This window comes from Empedobacter tilapiae (genome assembly GCF_004785645.1).
Lineage (GTDB): Bacteria > Bacteroidota > Bacteroidia > Flavobacteriales > Weeksellaceae > Empedobacter > Empedobacter tilapiae.
In genome coordinates this window covers 40,561-57,152 of sequence record NZ_SRPE01000009.1, presented here as the reverse complement: position 1 = coordinate 57,152, position 16,592 = coordinate 40,561, and the positions used below count along the sequence as shown (strand labels likewise).

Genomic DNA, 16,592 nt, shown 5'->3' with positions numbered 1-16,592 from the left:
GTTAAATTTTAGGGTTGAAAAAATTGTTGTATAAAATTAGCACAACTTTTTTCGAATCCCAACTAAACCCGTGAAGTTTTTAAGATATGAAAACCATCTATACTTTGTGTAAAAATTAAAGTAGTTGTACCGCCATCAATAATTTTAAATTTTTTCTTGATAACATCTATTGGTTGATTATAATTTTTGACCAATAAATTAGCTTTCATTTTTAATATTTCTTTTTTTGGATGATTGATTTGTTCTTCAATCAAGTAAATTTTTCCAGGAAAATCTTCCAAAAGTTCATTCGAAGTATATAAATGAGTATTCTGATGTAGTTTATGAAGATTGAATTTTTCGCTTAATAATTTGAAAGCCCCAGTTTTGAGAATTGCAACATTTGGTTCGTAAATGTAATGTTGAATTTCTCCAAAACTTGCATTCGCAATATATTCATCTTCAAAACGAAAAGAAAATTCAGATTGATTATTTTCTAAATTAACAGCTTTTATCAAAGGATTTTTCGTTGAAGAATTTTTATCTAAAATAATTAGAAAATCTTTCACTTCATTTTTTAATGCAACAATGTGTATTTCGGAAATCGAATCAATTTGTTGTAGGGTAGAAGTGATGTCCAATAAAGGCGAAAGCTTGATGATAATTTTCTCCGTTTTTTCGAAAAAAGTTGGAATCCATTCTAAAATATTTGGTTCTAAATCTTCCAAAATAAATTTTCTTCCGCTCGAATTTCTTCTTGCTGGATCAAGATAAATCACATCAAATTTTAAAGTAGGATTTTCTTCAAAAAAAGATTGAAAAGTACCTGTGTAGGTTTCTAAATTTGATGCTAAAATTTTAGCATTATGTTGTACAATCTCACTTAATTCAGGATTTTGTTCGATGTGATATACTTTTTCAAAATTCTTTGCAAAAGCAATAGTATCAATCCCAAAACCTGCGGTTAAATCAATCAAATTTTTTCCTTTAACTAAAGTTGATTTATAATTTGCTGTAGCTTCCGAACTTGCTTGTTCCAAATTAATTGAAGGTGGGAAATAAATATTTTCTGTCGAATAAAATGTTGGAAATTTATGTTTTGAAACTTGAATTCCTTTTAATTGTTGTGCAATTTCAGCAGAAGAAATTTCATCAAACAACGATTTTTTCAAACCTATAGATTTGATGTCTTCATGTTCGATCGTTTTTAGATAATCTTGAAATTCTTTTGTTAAAATAGTTGGATTCAAATTGTTATTTTTTAATCATTTTAGTATTTGCTACAATATCACCTAAACGTTGACTTTCTTTGGAATTGTTTATAATTAAAATTCCAATTAATCCACCGAAAATAAAATAATCTATAGGATCGAAAAGATGACGAATAAAAGATTGCGAAAAACTAATTGGTTTTTCTGTTTTAGCATTTACAGGTTGCAAATTTAGGATTAAATGACCTAAAGTTCCATGTAAAATAACTTCAATCACAATAAAATAAATAAACCAAAAGATAAAAATAGGTAAAGTATTTATTCCGTTTACATTATAACTTCCGTCATTTGCTAAAGTTCCAAACTTATAAATATAGAGCGCTGCAATGATTATAAATACTGCGTAATCAATAAATCCGGCTATAAGTCGTTGAAAAATGTATTTATTAAATTTCATAGTTTTTAAGAAGTTTTATCAAAGCAAAATGAAGTTCATCTTGTTCGGCAGAACTCATTTCGATATACGATAAATTATTTTCTAAGGAAATATTAAAACCTTCTTCAATATCGTTGTAATAAATCATATAATTCTTGATTTTACCTACTATCCAAAAATAATCTTCATTGATATAATAAGGAACTTGTCTTTTTTCTGGAACTATTTTTATAGAATTTCAAAAACACAAAACTTCAGTATCCATCACAGCTACTGAAGTTTCGATTATATTGTTGAGTTCTTTTAATGAAATTGGCATCCAATTCATGTAAAAACTATTTTTTTTCCTCTTTTTCTGCCAAACGAGTTGGAACAATTGGAACAAAAAGTGCTTGTTTTACCACTTTTTCTTTTGGCGATTTCTCAATCACATCCGCAGGATTTCTAAATTTGTTAACACCAATTAATTTAATGGTTTGCTCATCAAAATCTTTTTGCTCTTTTTTCGCGCTTGTGTAAACAAAATCTTGAATAGTTTCATTTTGTAAAGCATTCACAAATCCACCAACATTTTGTATTGTTTTAAACAATTCTAACGCATTTTCAGCCATTTGATTTGTCAAACTTTCGATGTAGAAAGAACCAGCAGCAGGATCAGCAAATTGATTTAAATAAGATTCTTTTTGTAACAATAATTGTTGTTTTGCGGCTAATTCTAAACCAAAATCAGACTCTTTATTTACTTCATCATAAGATCCAGCAAAGACAGCATCGCTTGATCCAAAGATAGCCGAAGAAGCTTCTATTGTAGAGCGAATAACATTGTTGTAAATATCTAATTTAGATTTATTTCGATCTGATGTTGAAGTGAAAATAAATGCTTCACTTTCTTTGTTATATTGCTCCAAAATCATTTTCCATAAAAAGCGAAATGCTCTTAATTTTGCAACTTCGAAGAAATAATTACTTCCAACAGCGAATTTAAAATAGATTTTGTCCGCAATATCAGCTCCAAAATTTTCTAAATATTCTACAGCATGTGCAAGTGTAATTGCAATTTGTTGAACATGATTTGCGCCAGCATTTTGATAAACATCTCCTTGAATTGAAATTACTTTTTCGAAATTTTTTAATGCTAAAGCTTCTTTCACCAATTCTTTTGATGCTTTTTCAGAATCATTTTGCCAAAGTCCATTCTGAGCTAAATACCCATAAATATCTAAATCTAAATATTTTAGATTAGGAAGGTTTTCAAGTGGTTGTAAATCAGAGGCTCTATCATATTTGATAAATAAATCCAAATAATTAGGAAGCTCTAACGATGAATTAATCTTATTCTGATGAATCAAATATCCATACAAAAAACTATAATCTTGGTTTTTATTTCCTGTATATTTCGAAATAATTTTCCAATCTTTTGATGATTTTGGTAAAGGCTGGATAGCCGAATAATCAACATCATCCTTTGTGTATAATGGTTTTACATTTATTTGATCATTCGTTCCCCAAACTAAAGTTTCATTATATTCTAAACCTTTTAATTCAACTTGAACTTTATTTTTCCATTCTTTTTCAGAAATTGTATCAAAATCTTCAAATAACTTACTCATTTTCTTTTTTTTGTGGTTTAGTAACTTTTTCCTCTTGAATGATAAAGATATCTTCATCATCTTTTTTCAAAAAATGCTTTTCTCTTGCAATTCTTTCTATTTCGGCAGGATTACTATTTAGTTGATTTAATTTTTCAGACTCAGTATCCAAATGTTCTTGATAATACTGTTCATCAACTTCTAATAATTTGATTTGTTTATCCAACTCTCGATGCACAAAAAAAGAATTTTGGTCGAAAAAAATCATCCAAACTGCAAACGCGACCGTTAGTATAAAGTAACGATTCCAAACAAATCTGAATACGAATGTATCCTTAATTTTTCTTTTCGGTACTTCTGGTGTCAGTTCTTCGTCAAAGATTTCTTCCGATTTTTCTTTCATTATACAATAGTTTTCGAGTTGAGTTTTTCTTTAATTACAGTTGATAAAACTTTGATTGCAACAGAATTTTTCTTTTTCATATTCGGAATAATAATGTCTGCAAAGTTTTTAGATGGTTCTATAAATTGTTGATGCATGGGTTTTAATGTTTTTTGATAACGTGTTAAAACCTCGTCTAAATCACGTCCACGCTCTTGTATATCACGGCGAACACGACGAATTAAACGTTCGTCAGAATCGGCATGAACAAATATTTTTACATCAAATAAGTCGCGTAAATCCGCATCTGTAAGGACTAAAATTCCTTCTACGATAATAACAGATTGAGGATGTGTTAAGATTGTTTCCTCTTTGCGACTATGCGTAATAAATGAATAAACAGGCTGTTCGATAGAAACGCCATTTTTTAATAAAGCAACATGCTCTTTTAATAATTCGAAATCAATTGATCTTGGATGATCAAAGTTGATTTTGGAACGTTCGTCAAATGATAATTCTGGATGATCTTTATAATAATTATCTTGCGAAATAACGATGACACTTTCAGCGTTAAGATCTCTCAAAATATTATTTACAACAGTAGTCTTACCTGAACCTGTTCCTCCTGCAATTCCTATTACTAGCATTTTTGTTTTATTATTTTTTTTAATTTCTTTTGATGTTTCCATTGCAAGAGTTCTCATAAAATTTCCTTAAAGATAAAATTTTCTTGTTAGAAATTAAAATAAAAAGAAATTGATTCTTGCAAAATTTTAAATGTTGTCGTGAAGAAGTTTTGGTTGATTGATTTTGAGAAAAGAAATAACCATCAATCCATTTCAAATGGGATTGAATTATTACTCGATTATTTGGATGTAGCTCAAGCATTTAGGTTTATTTACACAAAAAAAGTACTTTGCAGTACTTGGTTTCTCTTAATCGGATGCAAAGGAAAGAAAAAATAATAAAAACTTTATCTTTTTTATCATTATATTTATATAATCAGAACTAATATAAAATACTAAAACTATGAACGATTTATTATCAATGACGACAATTTTCTCTCTATTTCTCGGAATTGGATTAGCGGCTGCTACAGGTTTTCGGATTTTTCTTCCCCTATTTGTCCTGAGCTTAGCTGTCAAATTTGGAGGAAGTTTTATTAATCTTGACGAAAGTTGGATGTGGGTTGGGAGTACACCGGCTCTTATTACACTTGGTGTAGCGATGTTGGTAGAAATTGGAGCTTATTATATACCTATTATTGACAATCTTTTAGACACAATAGCAGTACCTTTAGCTGGAATTGCGGGAACAATAGCTGTGGCAATTACTATGCCTGAAATGAACGAAGTTGCAACTTGGGCTTTAGCGATTATTGCTGGAGGTGGTACTGCGGCAGCAATTAGTGGTACAACTGCGGCAGCGAGAGCTGTGTCAACAACAACAACTGCAGGAGCAGGAAATTTTCTTGTGAATACAGGAGAGACTTTTAGTTCTATTGTGCTAAGTATTACAGCAATTGTGTTAGCACCTTTGGCTTTTATTTTTGTATTGATTATTTTGTATTTCTGTTATAGAGCGTATAAGAGTGTAAGGAAAAAAGGAGACGAATTATTAGCAGAAGAATTATAATAAACGTATAAAATAAACACGAAGGTACCTTCGTGTTTATTAATGAAAATTATTATTATACTGTTTTGTATTTCTCTTTATAAACTTCAAAAGCTTGCATTAGATTTTCTTCGATGGTTTTTGGCATTCTACGGCTAGCCTCAAATTCGTTTGATGAAAGCGATTTGAATTCTGAGAATGTTGGAATTAATTCAATTGAATTTACTAACATTTCAATCTCAATTTCATATTGACGATAAGCGAGAGAATGAAATGTATCGTTTGTATAAACAGGAACATATTGTTGTTCTATCAAAAAACCTGCATCAGCTTCAGTGTCAACAAAATGAGTTGTTACGCCAATTTCTACCCCTTTTGTAATTGCCCATTTCAAAGAGTCTAATCCACGAGTCAAAGGTAAAAATCCTGGGTGTGTATTGATTATTTTATGATTTTCTACTAATTCGTCTGGTAATAACCCTGCACCTGCAATAATAACAAAATCAGCTTTATAATTGATTAATTGGTTATTCAAGGTTTCTGCTGTTGTTAATTCAAAATCATAATTAAAGTTTTCACAGAAAATAATTGGTACAATTTGAATCGCTTTACTAGGTCGATGTTGATAAATTGGTGTGAATGGATTTTCTCTCTGTACAAAAGGCAATGCAAATATCTTTACATTTTGATAACCTTTTGCTTTTAATCCATGTAAAACATCTTGTGTTTTTCTATGAGGAGTATTGTAAGAAATTACTGCAATCTTTGGTTGACGTATCATTATTTTATCAAATATTTTTTGTGGTAATCTACTACATTATCAATTGGTTTTCTGATAATATGGCCAACTGTTAAGTGGTATTCAGCTGCAACTGCTCTAATTATATCTTCGTAAATATGAGCTATAGAACCAATAAAGTTTAGCTCTGAATGTCGAGCTTCCTCATATGGTAAAATTTGATACTCGATAAATGAAGACATTGCATCATAAATAATTTTCTGAATGAATGGATCATTTTTATGTTCTACAACAAATGTATTAAATGAAGCTAGATAAGTATTTGCAAACTGTTTTAAATAAACATTTTTATTTAATTCTTCTACAGATAAGTTGTAACAATTATCAAAAGCTTTTGCTAGATGAAAAGGCATTTTTTTTGTGTAAAATGCTCGTAATACGCGTTTACCCAAATCATTTCCAGAACCTTCATCACCTAAAATATAAGCCAAAGATTTTGTTTCTTCTCTCATATTAACTCCATCGAAATAACATGAGTTAGAACCAGTTCCTAAAATGCAAACCATAGCTGGTTTTCCCATATAAGTTGCATAACAAGCAGCTAATAAATCATGATCAATTGTAAATTCTGCATTTATGAAAAATTTGTTTAGACCATTTTTTACTATTTCGTGCATTGCTTGACTTGAAGTTCCCGCTCCGTAAAAAAAAACTTTAGTAAATTTATTGGCAATTGGCACAAAATCTTTATTTTTTTGTAATTCAGCTGTAATATCGTTTGCTGTTACGAAATATGGATTAAATCCTATTGTATTTGTTCTAAACACTTCATTAAGGTTACTATCTAAAATTACCCAATCTGTTTTAGTAGAACCGCTATCAGCTATTGCAATCATTTTTTATTTTGATATAATTGAGGAGTGCTAAAATAACATTCTTTTAACAATGGACATAAAAAAATGCCTGAAATTTCAGGCATTTATAATAAATTAAGATTAATGTTGATGATCGTGATCTACAATATCGATTTCTATAAAGGTTTGTGATTGATTACCTGCTTTATCAATTAAGTAAAGACCTAAATGGTAATGACCATCGGTAATCCCTTCTGATGGAACTTGTACTTTATGTGTATAAGCATATTCCTTTTGTCCAGAAGGAATAACTTCCTCTTTATTGTATTCCCAATTTACATTAGCTGATTTATGTTGATGTCCATCTCCTGCATAATGTATGTCAACTTTTACAGATCCAAGTTCAACATTATCTTTCAAAATAGCTTCAATATCTATAACATCTCCCAAATGAATATGAGCATCATCTTTTGGTGAAATTAAGTTGATTTCAGGTTTTGTAGTATCTAATGATGTATCATCATCTGAACAAGAAGTTGTAAATAATAAACTAGCGATTGAAATAAATGTATATTTTAAAATTGATTTTTTCATTGTTTTTAATTTTTTTTAATTGAATATTTTTTTGTTTTGGCCGATTTTTTCTAAGAAAAAATTAATAATGGTGGTCCACGAGTTAAATGATATTCAATTGTAGAAAAACTATTTTTTTCTAGCTGTTTAGAACTAATTTCTTTAAGAAATTCTTCATTAATTTCTAATTTTATTTTTGGATCATCATGTGTGTCAAGAAAAATTGTATAATAAATAAAATGCTGACATTGATGATGAATTACTTCTTTCTTTTGAGTAGAAATTTCTTGTGAATGATCTATTAAAGAGAAATGTAATTGATTAAAAATTGGAATTGAAAAAAGAATAATGCTAAAGAATAGTCCAATTATTGGATGAATCTTTTTCATACATTCACTATTTTCAGAAAGGAATTCCTAACATAATTTGTATGTTACGAGCTTGTTCAGGTAACTGCAAAGCACGGTAAAAACTGGTATGATTATAATAATTTTTATTAAGTAAATTTGAAACTTGAATACTTAAATCGGCACGAAAATTATTGATTTTTAATTTAGTTTTACCTCCAATACCAACTAGAAAATAATTTGGTGTGATATCTTCGTTTTGTGCAATTTTATCTTGTTCAAATGTATATTTTCCATTTGCAAAAAAGTTCAGTCCATCAAAAAAAACTAAGCTTTTGTTTACTTTGTAATTAACTTGCATAAACAAATTGTTAGCAGGAGTAAAGGGAAGATAGTTTCCTAACTTATTATTTTCTGTAATTTGTCGGTTATACAAGTATTCATAAATGATATTTGCATCAAAATTTTCGTTAATTTTTTTACGAATTTCAAACTCAAAACCAGTTAATAGAGCTTTACTTTGTGTGTATTGATAAATCTGTCCACCATGAGGAAGAATAGAAAATTGACCAGAAGGTTTTAAGAAAATATAATTACTGAAATAATATAAATAAGGACTAAACGAAATATTCCAATCATTTTTATGAAAAACAGATTTTAAATCAACAGCAATTCCCTTTTCGGTATCTAAATTTTCGTCACCACGTTCGTGTCTAAAACTTCCGTGATGTATTCCATTCGAACCTAGCTCTATAGCTGTTGGTAAACGGAAATTAGTTCCAACATTCAAATTGAAATCCCATAAATCGTTTGGTTGAAAAGTTGCACCAATCATACCATTCAAATTACTAAAGTTACGATTAATAGATTTGCTTCGATTTGCATAATAATCAGCAATACCTGTCGAATTCCCTTTTTCTATTAAATAATTATACAATAATTCATCAAAATATCCTTCAGATTTGAAAGTTGAATAATCGTATCGTAAACCAGCTGTTATTTTTAAATGATTTCCTTTTTTGAATTCTTCAATCAAAAATCCACTAAAAATATTTCGATCATATTTTGGTAACAAGTAATTGAAACCTGAAATATTATTTGTTTGCAATTGAGCTTGTGTACCAATTATTGTTTTGAAATTTTTACTGTGATTATGTTCAAATTTTAATTGAGAATCGTAAGTAGAAAGATTAAAATCTAATTCTAAATCAGGATTTTTTGTCGGTGCAGGTTGGTTTGCATAATGTGTATGGAATGAACTAACTTCTTGTCGACGATTATTTTGATAACTAGCTAAAAATTTTAAAACATCTTTTGAGTTTAAACGAAATTCATTTTCAGAAATTACTTTAAAATGATTTACTTTTTGATACGGAAAATCAATGTTTCTGTAGTTTCCATCATGTTGTAAACGATCTACAGAAGGTATTCCGTGCGAGCCAGGAAAGAAACCAATCTTTTGGTTAACATTAGAAATGGTTAAAATTGATCGAAATTTTTCGCCAATATAACCTGTTTGTACCTCTGCATTAATATCTTGTCCAGCCGTATTTTTTACACGTTTATTGTAAATTGGTAAATAGCGATTCAAGTAATAAATGCGATCGGTAGTTGTTCTATAATCTGCATAATCAGAATATGAACCCTTTATTTTATAGAAAAAATGATTGTTACGAGATTTTAAATTAAATCCAATTCCGTAATTATCATTTATCGATTGGTATAAAGCTTTTGCTTCTCCAGATAAAGAATTTTTTGCAGGTAAATTATTATTATTTATTTTGATGACACCTGCTATAGCTTCATTACCATATTCTAAAGCTGCTGGTCCTTTTATAATTTCGATATCTTCTACATTAAGTGCATCAATTTCTAGACCATGATCAGCTCCCCATTGTTGTCCTTCTTGTTTTACACCATTTTCAGCAACGATTAATCTGTTAAAACCAAGTCCACGAATAATAGGTTTTGAAGCCGAAGATCCAATTCCTGATGCATTAACTCCTGCAATATTTTCTAAAGATTTAGCAAATGAGCCAGCATAGTTTTCTTGAATATAAGATTGATCTACGCGCTCTATATTTGCAGTAGAAAAATCGTGATGATGTCCTAAAACAGTTACTTCATCTAAATTGTAGGCATTGTGAAATATAAGTGTAAAAACAAAATTTTGTTGCGTATCAAAAGTAATAGTTTGATAAAAAGGTTCATAGCCTTGTTCATCAATCTGAACTTGATAATCTCCTTTTTTTAAATTTTCTATTCTAAATTTTCCTTCCGCATTCGAATGATATTCTTCGTTATTGAAGTATATGGTTGCAAAAGGAATTGGTTTTTGATTTTTACCAATAACTTGGCCTTCGAAAATATTTTGCGCAAACATAGTTCCGCACAATAATGTAGCAACAATACTACATTTTATGTTGATTGACATAAATACAATAATTTAATAACGTTAAAAAATAGGTGGTTTTTTTACTGAAATTAAATTGTATAAGGAGGTGCTCGAAGACTTTTCTGAGTAAGTAATACAGATTGTTTTACACGTGTAGTGTAAAGTGTTTTATCTTTTTGAATAAATGATTGTGTCCATTCGAATAATTCGATTTTTGGATCATTTTCAATAAAATGTTGATTGAAATGACAAATTGTACAACTATGATCGTGTACATTAGAAAATTTGTCTTTTGATTCTTTATGTTCTTTATTTAGAGCATGATCCAATATATGCGCAGATTGATAGACTGTCATAAACAGCGATATCGTAAGCATAATATATTGGATAAATCTTTTCATTTCAACTGCAAAAATAATATTTTTATTTCATTTCTTTCAACTCTTTTAGATTTTGTTGAAGTTTTCTTAAAAATAAGAAATAGATAATTCCATAATAGACTGTTCCAATAATTATGATAAATGCAACAGCTGTGATGATAGCAATCCAACCATAAACAGCAGCATTATTAGCAAAAGGTTCTATATCATTAGCATGTTTTGCTAAATAGATTGATTGTCCTAATTCGTAATAAAATGGGGCAGAAGAAACAATTAAACTTAATACTGTAAAGAGAATAAATAAATTAACTAAACGACGAAAAGAAATAATGTTTTTCATCAAATCTACGACAGATTGATTAAGATCTATTTTCTTAAAATAACGGTATGCCATAACAAGAAAACCAAATGTAATGACAATACTAAACACTGAGGTGATTTCGTAATTGTTGATGGTTTTTTGTTCAACTAATGTTTTAACTTGATTGTTAAAGAAGTTTTTACCAGAGATTAGTATATATATATTATAGACAAGAAAAAGGATAAATTCACAAAAAGTAAATATGAATAACCATTTAATTGTTGTTGACGATTTCTTTTTTAACATTTGAAAAATTTGATTTTGATCAAATTTTTCTTCTTCCTTTATGGAACTCCAAATTGATTTTAAGTCATCTAACTCCATTATTGTTCCATTTTAGACATTATTTCTTTTAACTTAATTTTCACTCTGTTCATTTTCACTCGAGCATTTACTTCTGAAATTCCTAATGTTTCAGCAATATCTTTATAAGGTAAGTCTTCTAAAAAAAGTAATACTAAGGCTCGTTCTACATCATTTAATAACCTGATAGCAGCATATAAAAGTGTAATACGTTCTTCTAAAAATTCATCTTTATCTTCAGATTTTAAATTTATAAATTGTGCTTCATTAAAATCAGTTTCTTTTGATTTAGTCTTTTTCCTAATTAAAGTAATAGCTGTATTAAGACTTACTCGATACATCCAAGTGCTAAATTTAGAATCTCCTTTAAAAGAATCATAAGAACGCCAGAGCTGTAATACAATTTCCTGAAATAAATCATCGTGAGATTCCTTTTCGTCTGTATATATACGACAAACTTTATGTATTATCCCCTGATTTTTTTCGACTAATTCAGTAAATATTTTTGCTTTAGTATCCAAATTATTATTTTGTTGATTTATATGTAGTATTAAATAGAAAAATGTTACAACAAAAATAAAAAAAACCCTCTTATATCTCTATAAGAGGATTAACCTAACTAACTTAAACCTATGAAAAGTTGTTCTACTTTTCGTATGCAAGTATAGTAATTAATTTTTATAAAACAATTAATTTTTTTCAAAATTGTTAAAATTTTCCCAATTAACTAAGAATGATTCTAAACTACCTAATTATGTTAATGAAATGATATAATTCATTGTGTTTAGAGTATAGGGATGATTAAATTTGTGGAAATATCTAAAAAATTAAACGAATTGCTTTATGGCAAATGAATCATTACTAAAATCGTCGATTGGTAGGAAGTTCGCGATGGCGCTTTCAGCGTTATTTTTGATCGTGTTCTTGTTACAGCATTTCGTGATTAATGCATTATCTGTTATTAATCCGAATGGGTTCAATGAAGTTTCGGCTTTCATGAGTGATAACCCTTTTATTCAGTACTTAATGCAACCTATCTTACTAATTGGTGTAGTTTACCACTTTGTAATGGGGTTTGTGTTAGAAGCTCAAAACAAAAAAGCACGTGGGCCAGTTGCTTATCAAAAGTATAATGGTGCTGCAAATGCTTCTTGGATGTCAAGAAATATGATTATTTCTGGATCTGTAATTTTAGTTTTCTTATTATTACACTTATATGATTTTTGGGTTCCAACAATCACAGATCATTACATTTCTCCAAATCCAGAGTTTGCTCAAGGTAATTACTTTATGGATCATTTAAATCACATTTTCTCATTAGAAGGTGCTTTAGGATTTATAAGATTAGTAATTTACATTGTTGCATTTGTATTTTTATCATTACACTTACAACATGGATTTGCATCTGCATTCCAATCTATTGGTGCAAGACACAACAAATACACACCAGTAATTGTTGCTTTCGGGAAATGGTATTCAATTTTAATTCCAGCAGGTTTCATAATCATTGCTGTTTACCATTTTTTTGTTAAATAATTAAATAATATCAAGAAATGAGTATATTAGATTCAAAATCTCCACAAGGAGATATCGCACAACAATGGAGCGAACACAAAGCACACTTAAACTTAGTGGCTCCAAATAACCGTGATAAAATTGATGTTATTGTTGTAGGTACAGGTTTAGCTGGTGGTTCTGCAGCTGCTACTTTAGCAGAGTTAGGATACAAAGTAAAAGCTTTCTGTTACCAAGACTCTCCACGTCGTGCGCACTCTATTGCTGCACAAGGGGGGATTAATGCTGCTAAAAATTATAAAGGAGATAACGACTCTATCTACCGTTTATTTTACGATACAATCAAAGGTGGTGATTACCGCGCTCGTGAGTCTAACGTTTATCGTTTAGCTGAGGTTTCAGGTAATATTATCGACCAATGTGTAATGCAAGGGGTTCCTTTTGCACGTGACTACGGTGGGTTATTAGATAACCGTTCTTTTGGTGGGGTACAAGTATCTCGTACTTTCTATGCGAAAGGTCAAACAGGACAACAATTATTATTAGGAGCTTATTCAGCAATGAATCAGCAAATCCACTTAGGGCACATCCAAATGTACAATCGTCACGAAATGTTAGACATTGTACTTGTAGATGGTAAAGCTCGTGGTATTATCGCTCGTAATTTAATTACAGGTGAAATTGAAAGACATTCTGCTCACGCAGTAGTTATTGCTACTGGAGGTTACGGAAACGTATATTTCTTATCTTCTAATGCAATGGGTTCTAACGTAACTTCTGCATGGAAAATTCACAAAAAAGGTGCTTATTTTGCTAACCCTTGTTATGTACAAATTCACCCAACTTGTATTCCAATCCACGGAACAAATCAATCTAAATTGACTTTAATGTCTGAATCTTTACGTAACTCTGGTCGTATCTGGGTTCCTAAAAAGAAAGAAGACGCTGAAGCAATCCGTGCAGGTAAGAAAAAAGCAGTTGATATCAAAGAAGAAGACAGAGATTACTACTTAGAAAGACGTTATCCTGCATTCGGTAACTTAGTTCCTCGTGACGTTGCATCTCGTGCTGCAAAAGAGCGTTGTGATGCTGGTTATGGTATCGAAGCTAACGAAACTGGAGAAGGAGTATACTTAGATTTTACAGATGAGATCAAGAAAAAAGGTCGTGAGGTTGCTTTCGCAAATGGAGATCAAAATCCATCAGATGCTGAAATCGAGAAATTAGGTAAAAAATGGATTGAGGAGAAATATGGAAACTTGTTCCAAATGTATTGGAAAATTACAGATGAGAATCCGTACGAAAATCCAATGCGTATTTATCCTGCAATTCACTATACAATGGGTGGTGTTTGGGTTGATTACAACTTACAATCAACAATTCCTGGATGTTTCGTAGCTGGAGAAGCTAACTTCTCTGATCACGGAGCTAACCGTTTAGGAGCTTCTGCATTAATGCAAGGTTTAGCTGATGGTTATTTCGTATTACCTTATACAATTGCAGATTATTTATCAGCAGATATTCGTACAGGTAAAATTCCTACAAATACGCCAGAATTTGACGAAGCTGAAAAAGCTGTTAAAGATCAAATTCAACATTTCTTAAGCAACAAAGGAACTAAAACTGTAGATAGTTTCCACAAACGTTTAGGAATCATCATGTGGAATAAAGTAGGTATGGCTCGTAACGCTGAAGGTTTAAAAGAAGCGATTGCTGAAATTGCTGCTTTACGTGAAGAATTCTACCGCGATGTAAAAGTTCCTGGTGATGCTAACGAAATGAATACTGAGTTAGAAAAAGCTGGACGTGTAGCTGACTTCTTAGAATTAGGACAGTTAATGGCAATTGATGCACTTAACCGTAATGAGTCTTGTGGTGGTCACTTCCGTGAGGAATACCAAACAGAAGAAGGTGAAGCAATGCGTGATGATGCAAACTATACTTATGTTGCCGCTTGGGAATATAAAGGTGATGACATCAACACTGAGGTTTTACACAAAGAGGAATTAAATTACAAATATATCGAGCTTAAAACTCGTAGTTATAAATAACATATAAGCTTTATGAAACTACTAAATTATTTGATTGTTATTCTTATAACAATATCATCTACAGCATTTGGTCAAAAAGTGATTAATCAGGAGATTAAGATGCCAAGTGAAGGTAAATCGAATGTTTACATAACTAGATCAGGAGCTGGTGTTTTATTAAATTTCAGAGTTTATGATGGTGAAAAGTTTATTTCTAAAATTCCATCAGGAAATTATGTTATTTATGAAACAGAACCTGGAGAACATATCTTCTGGGCTGCTTCAGAAAATAGAGATTATGTAAAAGCTAATCTTGAAGCAGGAAAAACATATGTAATTGATATTGAAGGAAAAATGGGATTAGTATTAGCTGCGGTTAATTTAAATCCATTAGATCCAACGAATAAGAAAGATCAAACGAAGTTTTATAGAGCAATAAAAAATAACTCAGAATTGGCTTACGAATCAAATTCAGTTGATAGTGAAGAGAAAGCAGAAAATGTTGCAAAAGCTATGTCTAAATATAATGAATTAGCGGCGAAAAATAGCAGTAAAATTAAAACATTATCAGCAAGTCAAAATTTTGAGAATGCAAATAAGCCGCAGAAATAAATAATTTAAAAAAATTAGAAATGGCATCATCAAAAACAATCAGCATCACGCTGAAAATTTGGCGTCAAAAAAACGCTAATGCTCAAGGAAAAATGGAAACATATTCCTTAAAAGATGTTTCTACTGATTCTTCTTTCTTAGAAATGCTTGATTTATTAAACGAGCAATTAATAGAGGAAGGAAAAGAGCCAGTTGCATTCGACCACGACTGTCGTGAAGGTATTTGTGGTATGTGTTCTTTATTCATCAATGGTGAAGCACACGGACCAGATAGAGGTGTTACAACTTGTCAATTACATATGCGTATGTTCAAAGATGGTGAAACGATTTACATCGAGCCATGGAGATCAGCTGCGTTCCCAGTAATCAAAGATTTAATTGTAGACCGTTCATCTTTCGACCGTATCCAACAAGCTGGTGGTTACATTTCTGTAAACACATCTGGACGTACAGTAGATGCAAACAACATTCCAGTAAACAAAATGCATGCAGATGAAGCGTTTGACGCTGCAACATGTATTGGTTGTGGAGCTTGTGTTGCAACTTGTAAAAATGGATCTGCAATGTTATTCGTAGGAGCTAAAGTTTCTCAATTCGCATTGTTACCACAAGGACAAGTAGAAGCTGCTCGTCGTGCTCAAAAAATGGTTGCACAAATGGATTTAGAAGGTTTTGGTAACTGTACAAATACAGGGGCTTGTGAAATCGAATGTCCAAAAGGAATTTCTTTAGATAACATCGCACGTATGAACCGTGAGTATTTATCTGCAAAAATTGTATCACAAGAATAATCACATTCTGATATATATTGAAAGAGCGACATATTTGTCGCTCTTTTTTGTTATAATAATTGCATAAAAAAAGGATTTCAATCTCTTGAAATCCTTCCCAATGTCAAATTCTTTCTTCTGAATAAGTCCATTGTAACTTGTTCTTTTTAAATGATTATAAAAAAAGAATTTTTATAAATAGAACAAATATCTATTGTAAATAATAAATGAAATGTACTCATGTTTGATTATTAATCATATGTAAAAATGCAAAAACTATGAGCAAAATCGATTTAAAAAGAACGTCTGGATAAAAAAGGATTTCAATTTCTTGAAATCCTTCCCGAAATTTTTGATAATGATTTGAATTAATTTTCACCTTATTATGAAAATTCTCTGTCGGCTTAAAAATTTCGTTATTTTGTGGAAAAACAACTATTAATTTAATGTTCTGTTTCAAAACAACTAAAGTATTTTGAAGTCCTGAACGAATAATTATTAA

19 protein-coding genes are annotated in these 16,592 nt (G+C 30.3%); 5 read left to right on the top strand and 14 right to left on the bottom strand.

Annotation, left to right across the window (positions count from 1 at the left end):
* Nucleotides 1–62 precede the first annotated feature (62 nt).
* The 6 genes from E4J94_RS12830 to udk all read right to left on the bottom strand — a co-directional run bounded on the left by E4J94_RS12830 (nucleotide 63) and on the right by udk (nucleotide 4,286).
* Nucleotides 63–1,229 carry a THUMP-like domain-containing protein gene (locus E4J94_RS12830; RefSeq protein ID WP_135836199.1) on the bottom strand — a complete coding sequence of 389 codons (1,167 nt, stop codon included), beginning with the start codon at nucleotides 1,227–1,229 and terminating at the stop codon, nucleotides 63–65.
* 4 nt (nucleotides 1,230–1,233) lie between these two features.
* Entirely contained in the window at nucleotides 1,234–1,647 is a 414-nt protein-coding gene (locus E4J94_RS12825) for an RDD family protein (protein ID WP_135836198.1), read from the bottom strand.
* Complete coding sequence (locus E4J94_RS17625) at nucleotides 1,637–1,774, bottom strand: hypothetical protein (RefSeq protein ID WP_168801877.1); 138 nt, start codon at nucleotides 1,772–1,774, stop codon at nucleotides 1,637–1,639. Before E4J94_RS17625 ends, E4J94_RS12825 begins: the two co-directional genes overlap by 11 nt.
* Before the next feature lie 187 nt (nucleotides 1,775–1,961).
* The gene (locus E4J94_RS12820; RefSeq protein ID WP_135836197.1) at nucleotides 1,962–3,236 is read right to left on the bottom strand and encodes a methylmalonyl-CoA mutase family protein; all 1,275 of its coding nucleotides are present in this window, start codon (nucleotides 3,234–3,236) and stop codon (nucleotides 1,962–1,964) included.
* Nucleotides 3,229–3,618 carry an FtsB family cell division protein gene (locus E4J94_RS12815; RefSeq protein WP_135836196.1) on the bottom strand — a complete coding sequence of 130 codons (390 nt, stop codon included), beginning with the start codon at nucleotides 3,616–3,618 and terminating at the stop codon, nucleotides 3,229–3,231. Before E4J94_RS12815 ends, E4J94_RS12820 begins: the two co-directional genes overlap by 8 nt.
* Nucleotides 3,618–4,286 carry a uridine kinase gene (gene udk, locus E4J94_RS12810; protein WP_135836195.1) on the bottom strand — a complete coding sequence of 223 codons (669 nt, stop codon included), beginning with the start codon at nucleotides 4,284–4,286 and terminating at the stop codon, nucleotides 3,618–3,620. Before udk ends, E4J94_RS12815 begins: the two co-directional genes overlap by 1 nt.
* Before the next feature lie 340 nt (nucleotides 4,287–4,626).
* Between udk and E4J94_RS12805 the strand changes: the two genes are divergently transcribed.
* The gene (locus E4J94_RS12805; RefSeq protein ID WP_135836194.1) at nucleotides 4,627–5,232 is read left to right on the top strand and encodes a DUF4126 domain-containing protein; all 606 of its coding nucleotides are present in this window, start codon (nucleotides 4,627–4,629) and stop codon (nucleotides 5,230–5,232) included.
* 55 nt (nucleotides 5,233–5,287) lie between these two features.
* Here E4J94_RS12805 and E4J94_RS12800 read toward each other — a convergent pair whose 3' ends face one another.
* The 8 genes from E4J94_RS12800 to E4J94_RS12765 all read right to left on the bottom strand — a co-directional run bounded on the left by E4J94_RS12800 (nucleotide 5,288) and on the right by E4J94_RS12765 (nucleotide 11,684).
* Complete coding sequence (locus E4J94_RS12800; RefSeq protein WP_135836193.1) at nucleotides 5,288–5,992, bottom strand: formyltransferase family protein; 705 nt, start codon at nucleotides 5,990–5,992, stop codon at nucleotides 5,288–5,290.
* A complete protein-coding gene (locus E4J94_RS12795) occupies nucleotides 5,992–6,846 on the bottom strand; it encodes an ATPase (protein WP_135836192.1) in 855 nt (284 codons plus the stop codon). Before E4J94_RS12795 ends, E4J94_RS12800 begins: the two co-directional genes overlap by 1 nt.
* A gap of 99 nt (nucleotides 6,847–6,945) precedes the next feature.
* A complete protein-coding gene (locus tag E4J94_RS12790) occupies nucleotides 6,946–7,398 on the bottom strand; it encodes a DUF4625 domain-containing protein (RefSeq protein ID WP_135836191.1) in 453 nt (150 codons plus the stop codon).
* A 50-nt stretch (nucleotides 7,399–7,448) separates the two neighbouring features.
* Complete coding sequence (locus E4J94_RS12785; RefSeq protein WP_135836190.1) at nucleotides 7,449–7,766, bottom strand: hypothetical protein; 318 nt, start codon at nucleotides 7,764–7,766, stop codon at nucleotides 7,449–7,451.
* A 13-nt stretch (nucleotides 7,767–7,779) separates the two neighbouring features.
* Complete coding sequence (locus E4J94_RS12780) at nucleotides 7,780–10,158, bottom strand: TonB-dependent receptor (RefSeq protein WP_135836189.1); 2,379 nt, start codon at nucleotides 10,156–10,158, stop codon at nucleotides 7,780–7,782.
* 50 nt (nucleotides 10,159–10,208) lie between these two features.
* Entirely contained in the window at nucleotides 10,209–10,520 is a 312-nt protein-coding gene (locus E4J94_RS12775; protein ID WP_135836188.1) for a hypothetical protein, read from the bottom strand.
* A gap of 22 nt (nucleotides 10,521–10,542) precedes the next feature.
* Nucleotides 10,543–11,184, bottom strand: coding sequence for a hypothetical protein (locus E4J94_RS12770; protein WP_135836187.1), 642 nt, complete (start codon nucleotides 11,182–11,184; stop codon nucleotides 10,543–10,545).
* Entirely contained in the window at nucleotides 11,184–11,684 is a 501-nt protein-coding gene (locus E4J94_RS12765; protein ID WP_135836186.1) for an RNA polymerase sigma factor, read from the bottom strand. Before E4J94_RS12765 ends, E4J94_RS12770 begins: the two co-directional genes overlap by 1 nt.
* A gap of 322 nt (nucleotides 11,685–12,006) precedes the next feature.
* On the opposite strand from E4J94_RS12765, the gene E4J94_RS12760 reads away from it, so the two are divergent.
* Genes E4J94_RS12760 through E4J94_RS12745 form a run of 4 tightly spaced genes read left to right on the top strand, consistent with a single transcriptional unit; the run spans nucleotide 12,007 to nucleotide 16,111 of the window.
* On the top strand, nucleotides 12,007–12,699 hold the full coding sequence (locus tag E4J94_RS12760; RefSeq protein ID WP_135836185.1) for a succinate dehydrogenase cytochrome b subunit: 693 nt from the start codon (nucleotides 12,007–12,009) through the stop codon (nucleotides 12,697–12,699).
* 17 nt (nucleotides 12,700–12,716) lie between these two features.
* The gene (locus tag E4J94_RS12755; protein ID WP_135836184.1) at nucleotides 12,717–14,729 is read left to right on the top strand and encodes a fumarate reductase/succinate dehydrogenase flavoprotein subunit; all 2,013 of its coding nucleotides are present in this window, start codon (nucleotides 12,717–12,719) and stop codon (nucleotides 14,727–14,729) included.
* A gap of 12 nt (nucleotides 14,730–14,741) precedes the next feature.
* Nucleotides 14,742–15,320, top strand: a complete 579-nt coding sequence (locus E4J94_RS12750) for a hypothetical protein (protein WP_135836183.1) — start codon at nucleotides 14,742–14,744, stop codon at nucleotides 15,318–15,320.
* A 20-nt stretch (nucleotides 15,321–15,340) separates the two neighbouring features.
* Nucleotides 15,341–16,111 carry a succinate dehydrogenase/fumarate reductase iron-sulfur subunit gene (locus E4J94_RS12745; protein ID WP_038337216.1) on the top strand — a complete coding sequence of 257 codons (771 nt, stop codon included), beginning with the start codon at nucleotides 15,341–15,343 and terminating at the stop codon, nucleotides 16,109–16,111.
* The last annotated feature ends 481 nt before the right edge of the window (nucleotides 16,112–16,592 follow it).